Raw genomic sequence first — 18,509 nt, 5'->3', positions numbered from 1 at the left:
AGTTCTATCTTCTTAGGTTTTGAGGTTCTCTTGAGAGTTAAGCCATGCTTCAAGAATAATCAAGACCCAAATAAGCTCACCGTAATAATGAGCGTGGGTCGATCGGTGTAGTCGTTTGATTTCATCAATAAATTTGATTCTGATGATGCCTCGCGTCTTGAGCGACTCAAGTAAGTCGTCTGACAGATTGCGCAGGGTCGTGTGTTCTTTGAGCCATACCCCAAAGGGAAGACCAAAGCCCTGTTTTGTCTTGTCGATAGTTGCGTCAGGCAACCAGCCCCGTAGAGACCGCTTATAGAAGTCTCTTAAGTTACCTTTGAGCAGCTTTTCCCTGCTCGGTATTTTGCATGAAAAGTCTACAAGGTCATCGTCAAGCATAGGGTAAGCTACTTCTATACCTGATTGAGAACACATATGGCTTACTTTGCGGATGTCATTGTCAGCCAAAGTAAATTGCCAATCAAGGCGCATCATGGCATTAAGCTGATGAATGTCAGTAAGTTGAAAATAATTGTCCCGCAATAATGCAAAAGGATGCTCAGTCTCGATATTTGCCAAAAAGTCTGAAGTGAAGACCTCAGATGGGTTATGCCTTTGAAGATAGTTGTAGGTTTGCAAACGGTCTGGAAGCGGAATCTTCGCCTGTTGAATATAGCTTTTCGCTTTCTGCAGCAATTTGGGCGACGTAGGGAGACGATTAATAGTCCATTCCAGTGCACTTCTTCCAATAGGTGGTAAATGATAAAAACGTTCAAATACCAGCTGCTTTGCGTAACGTTCGTTTCCGCCGAACAACTCATCACCGCCATCGCCGGCCAGCAGCAGATCCATGCCTTCCCTGGAGGCCATTTGAGCGCAAAACCACGCGGGTAGCGCGGATGAATTCCCAAAAGGTTCATCATAGCTGGTGGCAATGCTCGGTAGAGCGTCGGTGACATCTTGTGGTGTCACGTAATACTCGTGGAGTTCAACGCCGAAGTGGCGGGAAACTGTTCTGGCATAGGCCATCTCATCGTAGCCCTCGGCCGAAAAACCGATGGAAAAAGCTGGAGCGCTTCTCTCGGTGAGTTCGGCCAAGTGTCCGGTAACTGTGGAGCTGTCCAGCCCCCCACTCAAAAAGGAACCTATCTTTTTGCCTTCGTACTGTTGCAGTTGGCGTTTAACGGATTGTCTGAGGGCGGACTGAAGGGAGTCTTGCTTGGACTCAAAGGGTTGGTTATTGGTTTCAGTGAATGTCGGGGACCAGTGGCTGCGGCTAGAGACAGAATCCTGTTCCAGCGTCAGCACGGAGGCGGCCTGCAGTTTATGTAGCCCTTTATAAATACTGACAGGACTGGGAATCATATGAAAGAAGATGTAGTCGTAGATGCTTTGGGCATTGAGAGCCACATTGACGTCAGGGTGTGCAACTACAACCCTGGCTGAAGTCCCAAAGATTAATTGCCGATCGATAACTTGATAATATAGGCTGTGCTGGCAGAAACGATCAGTGGCAACCAGCGCTCGTTTATTAACGGGATCGACAAGCGCCAGAGCATAACTCCCTCGTAGTTTGCAGAGGCATTCGTCACCATAAGCCTGGTAGGCTTGTACCAGGCTGTGGGCAGCGTCATATTGGTCGTGAAGGTCTTGCAGCGCTGGATCGCTCCAAAAGGGAGAGCCCACAATAGCAGCCACAATCAGCGTGTCCTTGCATGAGTGCGTGCTGCCGTTGGTCGCAAGTGAAAATTGGGGATCGATTCTGGTTTCCAAAGCGGAAGACGAAACTGCCAGCTTCATGGCGGTGATGCCTTCGGCTCCTTTTTGGGGCATTGAATCGAATTGAATCCAACCAAATAGATCCTGGGTCTTGATGTCGTTCACAGAATAGTACTCTTTACTTTGAACTTGGTGGCTACAGTAGCACTTCGCCGGCTCGTGGGTGGCTTAAAAAGTCCTGTGGGCTAGCAGTTAGCCCGTAAGCGCCTGATTGGTATACAACCACTAAGTCCCCAGGCCCTGCTTTTGGCAGCTCGATTTTATTGGCCAATATATCTAGAGGTGTACACAAAGGGCCAACTATAACGGCCTTTTCTTTGTTGCTATCCTGCATTCTGTTGCCGATGCATACGGGATAATCCTTACGAATTATCTGCCCGAAATTACCGGAAGCGGCCAAGTGGTGGTGCAGGCCGCCATTGGTAATCAGGAAGGTTTCGCCACGCGACTCTTTTCGATCAATAATTTCGCAAACATATAAGCCTGCCTCGCCGACAATATATCGGCCCAATTCAATAATAATATTACATTCGTTGAATTCAGGGTATTGCTGCAGAATCTTTCCCAGTCCACTGCCGATGCTCTCTAGATCCAGGTGTTGGTCTCCAGGGAAGTATGGAATGCCGAGTCCTCCCCCGATATTGAGCAACCGGATAGGTTTGGAGCAAAATTGTGAAAGACGTCTGGCGAGATCCAGCGTAGATTTTTGGGCGGCGAGAATATGCTCAACACAGAGGTTTTGTGATCCCCAGTAAATGTGAAAGCCGAGGAAGTTGACGTTCGCAGCCTCAACCTCTTGAACGACCTGGGGTATTTTTTCAGTATCAATACCAAATGGTCGTGCGCCACCTCCCATTCGCATGCCGGAGCCGATAACCTCGAAGTCAGGATTAACACGAATAGTTATGCTGGGCACTTTACCGGCGTCCTGGCTCATTCTAAGCAAACGCTGCAGTTCCCACTGTGATTCTATGTTTATGGTGATTCCGGAGGCTAGCGCCTCCCGAAGTTCCTCGTTACTTTTGCCAGGGCCGGAGAAGCTTACGTTTTCTGCTGACGTGGATGCGCCCTCGGCGATGCGCATTTCCCCTAGAGAAGCAATGTCCAGTCCATCGACGAGAGTGCTGATGTGATTTACCAGAGCAGCCATGGGATTTGCCTTTATGGCGTAGTGGAGCTGCAGCTGTGGAGGGAGCGCCTTCCGCAGCTCCTGAATTCTACTCGTTATTAAACGCTTGTCGTAAACATAAAAAGGGGTATGTCCAATTTGACGTGCGATCTCAGTGATAGGTGTGTCATTGACACAGAGAACATTGTTTCTAACCGGAAACTGGCGCATCTTGACGTGGGTTCGCTGTGACTTCTTCATTTGGTCTCCGGATTTTCTTCCCGTGAGCGCTTGGAATACTGCTTTTTCAGTGCACTGCGATCCAATTTGCCGTTCGTGTTCTTCGGCAGCTGCCTCATCAACTCAATGATATGTGGTTGCATGTAACTGGGTAGCTCTCTCAAGCAGGCCTGTTTGATATCATCTGCTGTGGCGGAAGTTGAGGAGGCGACCACAACAATAGCCTGTCCCAATTCCGGGTGGGGTATCCCCAGTGCGGCAACATCCTCAACCAATCCGGATTGGTGTAATACGTCTTCAAGCTCTGAGGGGCTTACCCTGTAGCCCGAGGTTTTGATCATCTCATCGTTGCGGCTGACAAAGTAAAAAAACCCGTCTTCGTCTTTGTAGACACGGTCTCCAGACCAGACTGCGGTCTCTGCCAAAGGCAGTTCACCCGGTTGAGAAGGAGCCGGTTTGAATCGTTCTGCCGTCTTTGCCGGGTCATTCCAGTACCCAAGAGTCACCAGAGACCCCATGTGTACAAGTTCGCCAGGCTCATTGGGGAGGCAGGGACTGCCATCTTTTCGCACCACCATGACCTTCGCATTGGGGATCGCTTTTCCAATGGAGCCAGGTCGGTGGTGTATCTCTTCTGGTGATAGATAGGTCGAGCGGAACGCCTCCGTGAGACCATACATCAGGTAAATTGAGGTGTTGGGCAAGGCCTGTATCAGTTTGGACGTAGTCGCTTTAGGCATTGCTCCGCCGGTATTGGTCAGGTATCGAAGGCTGGACTGCGCTTCCTCCGGCCAGTCTAACTTTACCAATTGGTTCCATAGGGGGGGCACCGCAGCCAATCCGGTGATACGGTGTTTCGTCACAGCTTTTATCAAGTCTCTTGGGAACAGGTAGTCCAACATGATCACTTGGGCGCCGACCAGAAACGCGGTGGTGAGCTGGCTAAAACCATAGTCAAAACTGAACGGCATTACTGCTAGCAGACGATCATCTCGTGTATTTTGTAAAAATTGCACCACGCTGTCAGCGCCACATAGCATATTGCGATGACTCAGGACCACGCCTTTTGGTTTTCCTGTGCTACCAGAGGTGTAGAGTATGGCCGCCATATCAGTATCAATTCTGGCTGAGCTGTGGTAGGAGTCAGGCTGTGTTCCTGCGATTTCTTCCCATGGAATGAACTTTGAGCTATGCGGTTGCTCGATTTTCTCATCAGTTGGGTTTCTGCCGATATAGACGATGTTTTTGAGAGCCGGACAGCCCGAGAGCGTATCTTGTAAGTTGACCAGGCGATCAGTAGAGGTTATGAACGTATGGACGTTACAGTCGAGAAGTATGTGTTTGACCTGTGCCGGTTTTAGTAATGGATTGATTGGTACGAAAACACCACCGGCAAGGCTTGTTCCGAAGCAGCCAACAACGGCCTCAGAAACTTTGGGAAGGTAAAGTGCGACGCGCTGGTTTTCCTGCAGTCCACTGTTCGCTAGACCAAAAGCCGCTGCCTGGACAGCTTGCCAAAGCTCACGGTAATTCAACTGAGTCGCTTTAGAAACCAGTGCGGTAGAATCTGGGTATCGTGCTGCACTGTTTTCTATGAGCTGATGGAGCTGTTCCGGCATCCCCACATCCTGTGTTTGCAGATTCGATCAGGTCTTTCCGCGACATATGAACGGCAAACCATGATAACTTATAACGAGTGATTCATTTGTGGCCATTTTACGGGATAAAAGGCCACCGCTCGACTGTCAGGATATTTTACAGATTCTTGTGCCGAAGTTTGGTTCGGGTGTGGAATTAACTGGTGAACTCTGATCACTTTCGGGGCCGAACGGGCGCAAATATTTCGCTATTGATTGTGCTTCGGTAGCTCATTTATTCTCACTCTTATATCTTGACTATGGGTGGTGTTGCATTATGAAAACGAGCCTGCTGGGAACCGCCGTGATGCGGTGTCTTGGGCTAACTCTGTTGGGGATTGTCGGATGGAGCCTGGTGCAATTCCCTTCACATATTGAGATGCTGGTTTTCTGGCTATGCGCCTACGCCGTGGTTCTCTGTTTTTTGCCCTCTGTCTGGTTGCTTGTTATTCCTGCTGCTCTGCCAGTATTGGATCTTACCCTCTGGACCGGGAGAGTGTATTGGGGAGAGTTCGATTTTCTCATTCTGACCACCGTGGCAGTCAGTCTTATCCGAGCTGAACCCTGGCTACGGGCATTGCAACTTCGCAAGCGAGCCTGGTTGTTGATTGCACTGGTAACTGGTTGGCAGCTTGTGGTGACATGCCGAGGTCTGCTTCCGCTACAACCTATTGATTCCAATAGCTTTACGAGTTTTTATAGTCCCTATAATGGTCTGCGACTTGCCAAGGGATATTTCGAAGCTCTGTTGTTGCTGGTACCCCTGGGCCAAGCACTTGAACGTGATTCCGCGTTGCACAGATGGGTCGTGGCAGGTATGGCAGGGAGCTTTGCCGTAGGTGCTCTGGCGCTAATTTGGGAGCGGGCATTATTTACGGGCTTGTTTAACTTTTCTACTCCTTACCGTGCCACGGGACTATTTTCCGGCACTTCTATTGGTGGGGCTGCGGTTGATGCTCATTTATTGCTCACACTACCATTTGTTCTGCTTTTGCCAGTTGTCTGGAAGCGAATTTGGGTATACATCTTCGCAGCATTGATACTTGTTGCAGGTTTGTATGGCAGTTTTATCACTTTTAGCCGAGCAAACTATCCAGCTGCCCTGGCCAGTTTGCTAATTTTGGTGTTGAGTTGGATATACGCCAACCGGCGCAGCTGGCGACCATCAAAATCCTGGCTAATGGGAGGGGCGATAATGTCAGGCGGCGTTATCATGTTGGCGATATTTTCAGCGCCCTACATACAGTCCCGTTTTACTACCACGTTTGATGACCTCAATACACGTTTTGAGCATTGGTCACATGTAGCTAACATCATGGATTCAGATGTCTCCACCCAAATGTTTGGAATGGGTAAGGGGCGCTTTCCTATTACTTACTACTGGAATCGGCCAAAAGGTGATCACTACCCTCAACTGACTCACGAGATAACCAATGATGAAACTTTTGTCCGTCTTTCCAGAAGCGGAACAGCTGGCAATCTGTTTTTACGTCAGCGCTTCGTCATCACAGAGCCTGGTCCTTACCGCCTGCATATTCAGCTGAAACCCTTAGAGGCCAGAAAAGAGAGCCTTCTAATGGAGGTTTGTGAAAGGTTGGTTTTTCAGGCTTTTCGAGAGTGTCGTTGGTACAAAGTTAAAACTTCTGCGGATAACACTACGTGGGAAGAGCACAGCCGCAATATAAATATAAATCGCCTGGGGAAAACCTACTGGTACGGTACTCGACCGGTTGAAATTGCCATTCTGAACCGAGGTATCAAACAGGGTATTGATATCAAACAAGTGCAATTGCTTACCCCTGGTGGTAAGCAATTGTTTAGCAATACCGATTTTTCCAGTGGTTTGGACCATTGGAGTGTGTATTCAGGAGATCACTTGGCGTGGCATGTGAAAAACATCTGGGTTGATGCTTATTTTGAAGGAGGCTGGCTAGGCTTGGCTAGCTTCTTGCTTTTATTACTTGGGCTGACAGCTAAGTTGTGGATTCAGATATCGCGAGGTAACTTCTTGGCAGGTGCGGCCGCTTCTGCTCTGGTGGGTGGTTTAATGGTTGGCCTCTTTGATAGTTTGTTTGATGATCCCAAAATTACACTGTTGTTTTTCCTGCTATGTTGGATTGCATTGAACTCGCAGGCTTATAACTTGCTTGTTTCTCCAACTACGACGACATTAATGAAAAATTGGACAATGGCAGAGATCCGAATGTGCATCGAGACAACGCGGGCCAGGGTATTCGGACTTCGCAGCCACCCTTATGGGATCTATATATTTCTGTGTCTTGTTCCAGTGATTGGCTTGATCTTGTACGTATTCATAGAGCGCTTTGTTCATCATCGGCACTGGATGTGGGCATGGAACAGTGTCGTTGCCGATGAAACACAGTCACTTGATCATGGACCGGCTTTTGTGTCTGGAACGCATGCTCCAGGAACGATTCTGGTGGATGGTGTGCAGGCTAACAGCCTACGTGAAGCCTTTAGAGGGGTTAAAGATGGCAGTTTAATTCAGATTGGTGCAGGGGCTTACAATGAAGCTGCAGTTCTCAAAGCAGACAATGTCAAGCTCATAGCATCGCCAGGAGCGGTGATCTTTGGAAAAGCAGCCAAGGGGAAAGCGGCCATTGTCACGAAGGGACGTAACATTTATATCGACGGACTAGAGTGTCATTCGGTTAAGGTCGCGGATAGAAACGGCGCCTGTATCCGCATGGAAAAGGGGAGTTTGAGTTTAAATCGAGTCTACTTTCACCATGCCCAAAGTGGTGTTCTGCAAACTCCGGGTGCTGGAGAGCTTGTTGTTGAAAACAGTCGCTTCGAGAATCTGGGAGATAACCCCTATGCGCATGCTATTTACAGTTCCGGTTCAAAACTGATAGTCAGGAATTCGGTGTTTCTCAATCAGCGTGGTGGTGGTCACGAAATTAAATCCCGCAGCAAGTACACCGAGATTACAGGGTCCGTCATAGCGGCCTCGATCGGCGACGACAGTCGCTTGGTCGATATTCCCAATGGCGGGGATGTGATCATGCGTGATAATGTATTTGTGGAGGGGGTAGCCAGTCAGAATGCAGATCTCTTCAGTTGGTCGGTGGAAAAATCCAAGTACACTGGAGACGTGATCATCGAAAACAATATCATTGTTTCAGATAAACCGGTTGCCAATCTCTTGTCAACCGGAGATGAGCCGGAACTGACCCGAATTGAAAACAACGTCGTTGTGGGTAATATTTGGGGGATCGATGATGATTACAATACAGTATTCGAAAGTCGGGAGCAGGCAGGCCTGGAGGTGGCGCCCAACGTTCCGCGTCTAGGTCAATATCCCATGCCCAATAAGTTACCAAAAGACACTATTCCAACACTATCGGTTGACGCCAACTAATAATAAAACCACATGGAGGCGATAAAATGAACAGGGAGAAGATTGCCGTCTCTCCAGAGATGACTTCCACGGCGATATTGGCCGCGGCTTTTTGTCTTTTCACCAGTGGACTCTTGTACCTGCTGCTGAATCTGCCAGGGGTGCCGTCCAATGTGCAGGAACTGTTTCGGTCCGGCGGCAATTTTCTGGACCTGTTAACTTTCTCACTGGCTATTCTCTGGATTGGATTCGGCGCCGCCTGGGCGGGGTGGCGCTCTGCGCGCAGTATGTATCCAGGTATTGTCTTTCCAGTCCTTGCGTGTGCCTGCTCTATCGTTCTGTTTACCCTACTGAGCTTCTCCGTCACGGAAGAGAGCATGAAGGACATTACCGGCACCCAAATATGGGCGGAGAACATCGCTGCGGCCGGTGGATTGGGCAAGTCCGGTGAAGATAATCTAAAGCTGATTCTCAACCCCATTGAATCCATGATCCGTGTCGGTAGCTTGATTGCACCACTGCTCTTGTTGATTAGCGTGGGTTCAGCGGCCAATTACCGCCGATTCCAGTCCCCACGACCGCTGATTAAATACGAGACACACTCATTCTCATACTGGGTTGGTCGCTATTGCCTCTATGCGTTGCCCTGGATAATCCTGTCCCATATTCTGACCTACCATTGGGCCTCCACCGACAATATCAGCGGCTTGATAGACGACGAATCCCTGGGGGGTATGGGAGGCATTCTGTCTCTGTATCTGTTGATAACACTATTGGCCTGCATGGTGTTCGGTGTGGCCTATATTTGCGCAGGCATGGATTCAGGCGGACTCGGGGCCAAGAACCGGTTGCACCGGGCAGGTTACAGCGCTCTTATCCTCGTGGGCGGGGTGCCATTTACCTGGTGGCTCTTAAACGCCGCCATGGCCGACGTGATCTATAAAGAAGGTTACCAGTTTTCGGGGGTGGATTTCCTGCTGGGCCCCGATCGATCGGAGCTGGTTTCGGTGCCCGAACTGGCGCTAAGGTGGAGCCTGCTGCAATTTGCAGGAGTGTTACTACTGGCGTTTGGTGTTTACCTGTTCCTGCGTCAGGTCAAGGCGCCAGTTAAGAAGGCGGCGCCGCAATCTGATGATCAAGATCGTGGCGATATGGCCTATGTCAGGGCAAATCTTTCGGTCGAGCAGGTGTCCTTCCTGGATGAAGTCGCCCAGGAGATGGAAACAGACCAATCTGGCGTCCTGGCTCGCATTCTGGATCAGCTGGAAGACATAACCGCGCAGCTGGATAATCAACAGCTGCGTGCCATTCTCAGAGCGCAGGAGGGCAAGCAAATCTCCGAGCTTTCTATGTCTTCCAAGCTTTATTTGTCCCCTCACCATATGAGCTTGATTCATCGTTTGGGAAGGCAGTCAAGAATGACGGACTCTCGGGTGGTCCGTCGTTCCATTACTTGGTTTATGCATGGTCTTGCTGCTACTGAGCAAACATCCGCATAGGCGATAATTCTGAGTGCAAGATGATTTAAGTGTCAGTTTTTCATACAATGAAATTGGCGCCATTTCTTCTGGTGAGCAGTAAGTTGTTGACTCTTAATAAGTTTCCGATTTGGGAACAGCTTTCGCATGTAGATTAATGCGCCACCACGGTGGTAACTGCAATATGCATCCAAGAGGGAACGGATTATGTACAGACCGGATACCAATCTTTCGCCAGCTCTGACTCACCTGCCGGATAATCAGTTGGAATATCGGCCCCTGGAAGTGGGAGACATTCTCAACGAAGTCGAATCCGATGGCGTCATATCACCACAGCAACGTTCGCTGTATGAGCGATCTTTTCGAAAACTGGGTAGCAACTGTGCCAGTCAAGAGGCCACTTCCCGAGCGGCGGCCGTGTTTTCGGTACTTCGCTGTGAGAGGAATATGAGGGATTTCGACGCTCACTAGCAGCGCTGATCTATACTTGCATAGACCCACAACCAAACCTGAGGTGGAGGTGGTTTTATGTTGATGATGATCAAACAAAGTGGTGCGCTGGTGGAGTTGAGTCACCCGGAAGGGCTCTGGAACCCTTATGAGCATAGGGTAATGGCAAGCCGATTGGCGGGGGAGGAGCAGCAAGACCCCGAACCTTTTCTTAAAGCCGAATTGGCTTTCCTGTCCGGCGAGCATCTGCCGAAATGTTGGGTGGACCCTCACTACCGGGATGAAGATTGGCTGAATCACGGCTACGACCCCGTGGCGGCTGCAGCCACAGCGGGCCCCACTAACTACTACGGCGCTTGAGTGCCTCTACCGGGCAGTTTTCAGGCTGCCCGGTTCCACTTCCTGTATTCCAGTACCCTTCGCATAGGCGTATAATCGGCGCCTTTCCGGATTCAGCTATCCTATTGAATCACAAACCTATTTTAACCCTTGAGTGAGACTTTGCCCTCAATGACCGTTCGTACCCGCATAGCTCCATCCCCCACCGGTGATCCTCACGTTGGTACCGCCTATATTGCCCTGTTCAATCTCTGCTTTGCCCGCCAGCATGGCGGGCAGTTTATCCTGCGAATTGAGGACACCGACCAGGCACGCTCTACTCCGGAATCCGAGCAGGCGATTCTGGATAGTCTGCGCTGGCTGGGGCTGGATTGGGATGAAGGTCCGGACAAGGGTGGTGATTTCGGCCCCTACCGGCAGAGTGAACGCAAAGATATCTATGCCAAATACGCGCAGGAGCTGGTAGAGAAAGGTCATGCGTTTCACTGCTATCGCACACCCGAGGAACTGGATGAGCTGCGGGCGGCTCGACGCGAGGCAGGTGGATTTGCCGCCCTCAAACCCAGTGAACTGAAACTGTCTGAAGAGGAAGTGGCTCGTCGTCAGGCCGAAGGTATGCCCTATGTGGTGCGTATGAACGTACCGGAAGGCGAAGGGCCCTGCCCGGTGGATGACCTGCTGCGCGGGACTATCGAGTTGGATTGGGGGCAGGTGGATGCGCAAATCTTGCTCAAGTCCGATGGTATGCCCACCTACCACCTGGCTAACGTAGTGGATGATCATCTTATGGGAATCACCCACGTGCTGCGCGGAGAGGAATGGATCAACTCGGCGCCCAAGCACAAACTTCTGTATGAGTACTTTGGCTGGGATATGCCGCAGTTGTGCCATCTGCCGCTGTTGCGCAACCCGGATAAATCCAAACTCAGTAAGCGCAAGAACCCGACCTCCATTCTTTATTATCAGAAGATGGGGTATCTGCCAGAAGCCTTGGTCAATTATTTGGGTCGTATGGGCTGGTCCATGCCTGATGAGAGCGAGAAATTCTCTCTTCAGCAGATGATGGACAACTTTGATGTACAGCGGGTTTCCCTGGGTGGCCCTATTTTCGATGTGGAGAAATTGTCCTGGCTTAACAGCCTCTGGATTCGCGAAGATCTTAACCTGGAACAGCTGGCCGACCGCTTGCAGCAGTGGATGTTAAACCGTGACAGTCTGATGGCGGTGTTGCCACACGCGCAGACCCGGATGCAGACCTTGAGCGACTTTGCGCCCTTGACCGCCTTTCTTGCTTCCGGGCAGTTGCCACTGAGCGAGGGCAGCTTTGCCGAAGTGAAACTGGAAGAAGAGCAGCTCAAGCAGGTGCTGCAGTTTGCCCTCTGGCGCCTGGAGGAGCTACGCCACTGGAACCGCGACGAAGTCTTTAATACGCTCAAGCAGTTGGCCGGTGAGATGGATATCAAGCTCAAGGATTTTCTGGCGCCACTGTTTATTGCCATTGCCGGCACCACGGCCTCTTTCTCCGTATTCGATTCGATGGTACTGATGGGGCCCGATATGAGCCGAGCCCGATTGCGCCACGCCCTGACGGTGCGCTTCGGCGAACTTGGAAAGAAGCAGCTTAAAAAGCTGGAAAAAGCCTACGCAGCGCTGGGTCGCTCCTGACTCAGACTTCATCTTCTTCAAATGATCGGGCAGCCTCTCCATGTGAATGGGGAAGGTTGCCTGACCATATCCTGCCTATCCCTGCCAACGAGTAGTGGTTATAGGGTCAAAACGGCCATTCTCGATTTCTTATAACTACATGGACTGAGCCGGCGGTCATATTCCCAAAATGGCACCTTTTTCATTTTTTATGACCAATCTGTTTAAGCTTTAAGCGGATTCTACGTGGATTGAGGCGTCAGTGGCACTATAATCAACATATAGAGGTGTCAGACGATTTTACATCTGAACCTTGAGAAGCCCTTCACAGAATATTGCCCAGGGCTTGTTTAGAGTGAAACACCGTATAACTGAAAGCTGGGATAGTTGTTATGTTCGCTGGTAAAAGGAACAGGCGGTGGGCCATGTGCCTGGCTGTTTGGCTGGGTGGCTTGATCGCCTCCTTCGCTCAAATTTCGTCTGTGTCGGCGTTTACGATTGCCGATGGTGCGACCGCCAATTCTCGCACGCAGATTATGAACAACCTTAATGACCTGCAGCGCCTTCAGGCTGCTCAGGAATCGCGCCTGGCATTTGAATCCCGCGAATTATTGATCGCTGATGCCAAACGTCTTCTCTCAAGTCCTGAGGCTATTCTGGCGGCTTCTGTTCTCGCTGCTATGTTATCCGCCATTCTGGGAGGGGTTATTCGTGGGCGCCATGAGCACGAACGCACGGAGCGCCTGCAGGCCAAAGTAGAGCGTCATCGCGCCTATCGTGCGCGTATGGATCTCAAGCTGCACAAAAAGGTGGACTGGCAGTACGGCCCCCGCCAAAACGCTGTGCCCGCCGAACGTGATGAGTCCAAGGTTGATGACGCGCCCGAGGCAACCAGGAATGAAGGCCTTGTGCGGCATCAGGAGCCAGAAGTGGTGCAGGATGTTCAGGTTGACGAGCAGCAGATTCAGAGGGGCGATGCACAGTGCCGCGTTACCGGCCAGGATCCCCATTTTGCGCAGGTCAAAGCGGCTTCCAATGTAATTCCGTTTGGCAGGCCTCGCCGCAATGATGACGATGTCAAACGCAGCATCCGCGACAAAACAGCCAATTACACACCACCCGCTAAGGAAGAGGAGACCTATATCGTCAGCGACGGTACCGATGATGTGAATCTGTACGTAGAGCTGGACTTGCCAGATCTGTCAAAAATCAAACTGGATGAAAGTCAGGACTGACGTCTAATCCCAGCCGGTAGGCCTTTCACAGGGAGTGAACCTGCTGGCGTCCAATTGAGCAGCCCGTCATTGGTCTTTAGGGGCCAGGCAGGCTGTTGTCGAAAAGAACGACTAAGCCGAAGTCGTTTAATAGCAGCTTATTCTCAAAAAAAACTGTCGTCTCAATCATGGCGCGCTAATCTTTCTAGTAAGCGTCGGGAGAAATGGGAACCAATTCCTGCAGGAGTTACCCGACCGGCCCACGGCCGTTCAGGGAGGAGCCGACCCCTCTTGCTGGACTATTGCGGGCACCATGGAAGGGATAACGTGACGTTCAAGAGAGAGCCAGCGCATGTTACCTCGAATCTGGAAAAAACTGTTCATTCTGCCGATTTTGTTTCTCTATGGAGCTGAATTGGCGGCCGTAAATCTTATCGATCTTGATGATGTTGGTACCATTGAGGCCTTGCCTCCCCCTGGTGCGGGTGGGGCATTGCCAACTGAGGACACTCGATCTCCCGGTAAGGCTTCAAGGGCGCAGCTGGAGTTGCACCTGCAGTCATCGCAACAACAAATGGATCGCCTGCGGCGGGAGAATACGGAGTTGCAAACTCGACTGAAGGCTTTGGAAAACTCGCAGCACTTGATCAATATGCAGGAGCTGGTAGAACTTCAGGGGCAGCAGATCAAGGAGCTTAGGTCGCTGGCTCAGCAACGGGTGGACTTTAGCGCGCCGATCACAAGGCCGGGAGAAGTTACTGCAGTGGAGGCAGGAGTTGTCTCAAAATCGAATCTCTGGGGTTGGTGGGTGGCAGCTGCGGCGATACTGGCACTGGCCATCGGAGCGGTGCCAAAATCCTGGTGGAACCGTTTGATTATTCGACTGCGGCCCAATGGGGTGGCAAATCAATCCTTTACCATCAGAGTGAGTGACCCCAGTCCTGCTCGGAACCAGAGCTACCCAACTGCAAACAGTGTGTACCTGGCCCCTATGACCCGTGAATTCGAAGGCATGCAGCAGGAATTTGATGCGCAGTTCGATTTGGCAGTGCCACCGATCACCCAAGGCCAGCCGGAGGAGTATCGGACGCTGAAGATCGAGACGGATAATGTCCTGCCCTTTGAGCGAGCTCCTGCCGATGATGAGGAGGTCAAACGGAGAATCCGGGAGAAGGTCTGCAACTATCGCCCACCTGAGCCTGAGGATGATGGGTATATTGTGACGGATGAACTTGAGGAGCAGGAGACTGACTCACCACAGTCCAAGGCCAAAAAGCCACTGAAAGACCGTTTGCGCGAGATTCAGGGCGGGCGAAGCTCCCCCCGCTGAGTCAATGGAAGATCGGCGCTCAAAAGCGCCGACATGGAAATGTCATAAATTCTAAGCCATTGAAAAATAATGGGTTGACACTCTCAATCTGGGTGCTACAATGCGCCCCGCTTTCGACGGAAAGCACCCGAATATGGGGCCTTAGCTCAGCTGGGAGAGCGCAACACTGGCAGTGTTGAGGTCAGCGGTTCGATCCCGCTAGGCTCCACCAAATACCGTTGTTAAATCAACGACATAGAAGCCCGCCTAACAGCGGGCTTTTTTGTGTTCTCCACCTTAAGTCCCTATTAAGTCCTTCAGTCTCCATAGCTCTCTTTTTGATTTGATTCGGGTTTAACCCTAACCCCACTTCGTAGCAAATCCAATAGGCTTTGACACTTCCTACATGCAGGACAGCAATTTGCAGTATTGTCTTTTCGAGGTGGGGCGTTTGAGTTGGTGCTTACTATTTTTTCGTCAATCGATGTTGTAGGTGGTCATGGATAACTCCTATTGGTTGAGGTTGCTACAAAGGTAGCCGCTTACGGCATGGTTAACGTACTCGCCATGGCAAATATTATTCCTGTGCATGTTCCAGCCGAAGCCCATCAGTCATTCCCTATGGCATTCTGGATAACCAAGTCTGATCCGGCACGAGTGCGCGTTTCAGGCGTATTCAAGGTGCAGCAGGCACCGTTTCAGAGGAGGCTGTAGGAGTCTCTAGTATGACTTTGTATATCAATGCACGGTGTCGCGTGGCTTTTGGCTATTAATCTATGTAAGCTTCTATTTGTTGATTTTTGTGATCTTACTGGATAAGGCCCCTTGGAATGACGAAAACGATATCTCAGTTGAAGCAGGAGCTTAATGCTGCAAATAGTGATGCGGTAAAAGTTGAGCTCAAAAGTCAGATTGAGCAATACCAAACAGAGGCCGATAATGCTATACGCCAGCATCAAAGGGTTGTTGATTACGATACCAAAGAGTTTACAGTTGAAATGGTGGTCAACAAATACTCTAAGGGGTTGGCCGATGATACCAACGAGCTTTTTGTTCCAGACTATCAGCGGGATTTCGTCTGGAAGGAGGATAATCAAAGTAGACTGATTGAAAGCCTGCTTATTGGTCTTCCGATACCCTATATTTTTATTGCAGATGTGCAGTCTCAAGACCCTGATCTAGATGGCCGCATAGAAATTGTTGATGGCTCTCAACGAATTAGAACTCTCCATGCATTTCTGTCTAATGACCTTGAACTCGAAGGCCTAAAGCTGATCCCTGAACTTAATGGGTTCAGGTTCAGCGATTTACCTGCTTCACGGCAGCGTCGATTCAATAGAATCTCAATTCGAATCATTGAGTTGAGTGATTGTACTGAGGCTACGCGTCGTGACCTATTTGAGCGAATTAATACTGGTACGGACGAGTTGAAGGACATGGAGGTTCGCAAGGGTTCAGCGTATGGCAGTTCCAAGCTCTATTCTAAAGTTATAGCGGTTTGTGCAGATAATGCTGACTTCAAAGAGGTTGTCCCTCTGAGTCCGACGAAATTGAAGAGAGGAGAAGACCTAGAGTTCTCACTTCGTTTTTTTGCTTATCTCTCAAATTATCAGGGCTTTGAGCATTCGGTCCGCGAGTTCCTGAATGAATACTTGGAAAACAACGCAGATCTGGAAGATGCGGAAATCGGCGACATGCTTGAGATTTTCAATAAGACAATGCTCTTTGCCAAACAGTACTTTCCTTATGGGTTCAAAAAGACAAAAGGATCGAAAACCACTCCAAGGGTTAGATTTGAGGCGCTGGCGGTTGGAATAGCACTAGCCCTAATGGAAAAGCCTGATCTTCAGCCAACAAATATTTCGGATTGGTTGTTTTCAGAAGAGTTCAAGCAGCACACTACTGCTGATGCAGCAAACAGCAGGCCAAGAGTTAAGGCAAGGATAGAGTATGTAAGAGATCAGCTGCTGTCAGGAGATTAAGAGTTTGGATCAGATTATAGAAGATCTGGATGATCGAAAAAGCGAGCTAGATGAGTATCTGCGCTTAATCGAATTTCTGAATGCTAGTAGATCTCTTTCAAATGACCAGGGAGCAGAGTTGGAGGTTTCTTCCTTATTGGTGAAAACCACGAAAGGTTCTGTCTATCTGCTTTTATACAATTTGGTTGAGGCTACAATGAGAGGGGCGGTTGTCGCTATACATGACAACATTAGTTCATCAGGCGCGACCTTCAATGATCTCAGGGAGACGCTCCAGTCGAAGATTTTGTATCGAGCAAAGCGGGACAAAATTAGTATTAAGTCTATAATCTCAGGGACAAGAGGTGATCTCGCTCTCAATCTACATGAGGCTACTCTGAATAGTAAGGACTTGTTTTCGGGAAATATTGACGGGGGTGAAATAAAAAAAGTAGCAGAGGTCTACGGTTTTTCGAGTAATACTCATTTTCCGGCTACAGGGCATGGAAGACACCTCTCAGCAGTTAAGCAGAATAGAAATGACTTGGCTCACGGCAATAAAACATTTTCAGTAGTTGGTAGTGGGACCACAATTGAAGAGTTGCGTGAGCTCAGCGATGAGGTCATTTCTTACATCTACGAAATATCAGACAATATTGTCGACAGCCTAGAAAGTCGGACGTATCTTAGGCCTTGATGTGCTTCAGGAGGCTGTCACCAATGGCTTTTCCTAGCGCTACAGGCACTGCATTGCCTATCATTCGTGAGATGTTTGTGATCGAATAATCCTCACCAGCTTCCGTAAATTTGTAATCCTTAGGGAAAGATTGTAAGACAGCGGCTTCTCGAAGGCTCAGTGCACGAGCCTGTGTCGGGTGGCCGTATCGCCCGCTTCCATAATTATAGAATTGTGTTGTGATGGTTGGGCTTGGTTCGCTCCACTTCAATCTACCGTAAACGCTGGTATATTTCTTTCCGCTGTCTCTTTTGTGGCAGGCTGCTTGGAGTTCTGTAGGCCAGTCTTTCCAAGTGCCTCCTGGTTTGGAGGCTTTGATTCGTTTTAAATTGATATCTGAAAGGTTGGCGCAGCGATGTAATGGATCATCTTTGTTGGTCTTGCCCGCTTGGAGGCGAGGCAGTGAACCAATGGCTTCTTTCAATGTGACATACTCATCCTTGGAATGAGTCGCTGGTATAAGCTCTACTTCTCCGAGCAAGGATGCTAGTAAGACCAGTCTTTTCCTATTTTGGGGAACACCATAATCTGGACAAAAAACAACTCGGTGCCAAACTCTATATCCTTGGTCAGTGAGGGTCTTTACAAATTCGGCAAAGACTTCATGCCGATCTAGCTCGGGGACATTTTCCATTGTTATGAGTTCTGGACGAAGTTCAATTGCTAAGCGACCAAAATGGTAAAGCAAGCCCCATCGTTCATCTCTCGGGAGAGCTTGAGTGTATTTTGAGAAAGGTTGACATGGGGCGCATCCAGCAAGAAGCCGTATTTTCGTTTCATCGTAATGTTTATTCAGATCTTCAGCGGACAATTCAGAAACATCTTGATTGAGGAACTGAGCTTCGTTATTAGCTTCATAGGGCAGTTGGCAATATGCATCGGTGTCATAACCCGCAGTCACTTTTACGCCGCTCTGCTGAAGTCCATGGGTTAGGCCTCCAACTCCACAAAATAGGTCAACGGCTGATATGGTCACTCTTGTTACCTTCCTCTTCAATCAGTGCAACATTCTAACATGGAGAAGTCGAGATCTAGAGAAGATCCACTATTATTTGCCGTTCACCCTAAAACAAGACTGGGTGTCTCAAAGACGGATTCTTAGGTTTTATTAAGAATGCATAGGAGGTGGTCAACGATTAACCAGGGTGGTCGAGATTTGCCCTTTGTGGGCGGGTGCAACTGAGAAGGTAGGTCATATTACTGAATTCTGTGAATATAGGCCGCTATACAGCTCTGCATGACGACCTGAGGTGGAATATTGACCCATTATCCAG

The 18,509-nt window shown here is 49.6% G+C and carries 13 protein-coding genes and 1 tRNA gene; 10 read left to right on the top strand and 4 right to left on the bottom strand.

What is annotated here, in order from left to right:
- Positions 1 to 12: 12 nt before the first annotated feature.
- From HBA55_RS26135 to HBA55_RS26125, 3 genes are read right to left on the bottom strand one after another with little or no spacing between them, the layout of a single operon-like run.
- Positions 13 to 1,863: an asparagine synthase-related protein gene (locus tag HBA55_RS26135; protein WP_206019977.1), complete on the bottom strand. Its 1,851-nt coding sequence runs from the start codon at positions 1,861 to 1,863 to the stop codon at positions 13 to 15.
- Between the two features lie 31 nt (positions 1,864 to 1,894).
- Positions 1,895 to 3,127, bottom strand: coding sequence for a pyridoxal-dependent decarboxylase, exosortase A system-associated (locus HBA55_RS26130; RefSeq protein ID WP_166997518.1), 1,233 nt, complete (start codon positions 3,125 to 3,127; stop codon positions 1,895 to 1,897).
- On the bottom strand, positions 3,124 to 4,725 hold the full coding sequence (locus HBA55_RS26125; protein WP_166997516.1) for an acyl-CoA ligase (AMP-forming), exosortase A system-associated: 1,602 nt from the start codon (positions 4,723 to 4,725) through the stop codon (positions 3,124 to 3,126). The genes HBA55_RS26130 and HBA55_RS26125 overlap by 4 nt, the downstream gene beginning before the upstream one ends.
- A 295-nt stretch (positions 4,726 to 5,020) precedes the next feature.
- Between HBA55_RS26125 and HBA55_RS26120 the strand changes: the two genes are divergently transcribed.
- From HBA55_RS26120 to HBA55_RS26075, 10 genes are all read left to right on the top strand, one after another.
- Complete coding sequence (locus HBA55_RS26120; RefSeq protein WP_166997514.1) at positions 5,021 to 8,125, top strand: right-handed parallel beta-helix repeat-containing protein; 3,105 nt, start codon at positions 5,021 to 5,023, stop codon at positions 8,123 to 8,125.
- A gap of 26 nt (positions 8,126 to 8,151) precedes the next feature.
- On the top strand, positions 8,152 to 9,603 hold the full coding sequence (locus HBA55_RS26115; RefSeq protein ID WP_166997512.1) for a hypothetical protein: 1,452 nt from the start codon (positions 8,152 to 8,154) through the stop codon (positions 9,601 to 9,603).
- A gap of 186 nt (positions 9,604 to 9,789) precedes the next feature.
- A complete protein-coding gene (locus HBA55_RS26110; RefSeq protein WP_166997510.1) occupies positions 9,790 to 10,053 on the top strand; it encodes a hypothetical protein in 264 nt (87 codons plus the stop codon).
- 57 nt (positions 10,054 to 10,110) lie between these two features.
- Positions 10,111 to 10,392: a holo-ACP synthase gene (locus HBA55_RS26105; RefSeq protein WP_206019976.1), complete on the top strand. Its 282-nt coding sequence runs from the start codon at positions 10,111 to 10,113 to the stop codon at positions 10,390 to 10,392.
- A 150-nt stretch (positions 10,393 to 10,542) separates the two neighbouring features.
- Entirely contained in the window at positions 10,543 to 12,036 is a 1,494-nt protein-coding gene (gltX, locus tag HBA55_RS26100; protein ID WP_166997508.1) for a glutamate--tRNA ligase, read from the top strand.
- A 404-nt stretch (positions 12,037 to 12,440) separates the two neighbouring features.
- Positions 12,441 to 13,250, top strand: a complete 810-nt coding sequence (locus HBA55_RS26095; RefSeq protein WP_166997506.1) for a hypothetical protein — start codon at positions 12,441 to 12,443, stop codon at positions 13,248 to 13,250.
- 331 nt (positions 13,251 to 13,581) lie between these two features.
- Positions 13,582 to 14,559 (top strand): hypothetical protein, encoded by a 978-nt coding sequence (locus HBA55_RS26090; protein ID WP_166997504.1) that lies wholly within the window; start codon positions 13,582 to 13,584, stop codon positions 14,557 to 14,559.
- Between the two features lie 135 nt (positions 14,560 to 14,694).
- Positions 14,695 to 14,770 (top strand) — tRNA-Ala (locus HBA55_RS26085).
- Between the two features lie 598 nt (positions 14,771 to 15,368).
- Positions 15,369 to 16,520 (top strand): DUF262 domain-containing protein, encoded by a 1,152-nt coding sequence (locus HBA55_RS26080; protein WP_166997502.1) that lies wholly within the window; start codon positions 15,369 to 15,371, stop codon positions 16,518 to 16,520.
- Between the two features lie 4 nt (positions 16,521 to 16,524).
- A complete protein-coding gene (locus HBA55_RS26075) occupies positions 16,525 to 17,196 on the top strand; it encodes an MAE_28990/MAE_18760 family HEPN-like nuclease (RefSeq protein WP_166997500.1) in 672 nt (223 codons plus the stop codon).
- On the opposite strand, the gene HBA55_RS26070 is transcribed toward HBA55_RS26075, so the two are convergent.
- Positions 17,186 to 18,211, bottom strand: coding sequence for a DNA (cytosine-5-)-methyltransferase (locus HBA55_RS26070; RefSeq protein WP_166997498.1), 1,026 nt, complete (start codon positions 18,209 to 18,211; stop codon positions 17,186 to 17,188). The genes HBA55_RS26075 and HBA55_RS26070 overlap by 11 nt on opposite strands.
- Positions 18,212 to 18,509: the final 298 nt, after the last annotated feature.

Origin of the sequence: Pseudomaricurvus alkylphenolicus, from assembly GCF_011683955.1 — a bacterium.
GTDB lineage: Bacteria > Pseudomonadota > Gammaproteobacteria > Pseudomonadales > Cellvibrionaceae > Pseudomaricurvus > Pseudomaricurvus alkylphenolicus.
This window is presented reverse-complemented; position numbering and strand designations above follow the sequence as displayed.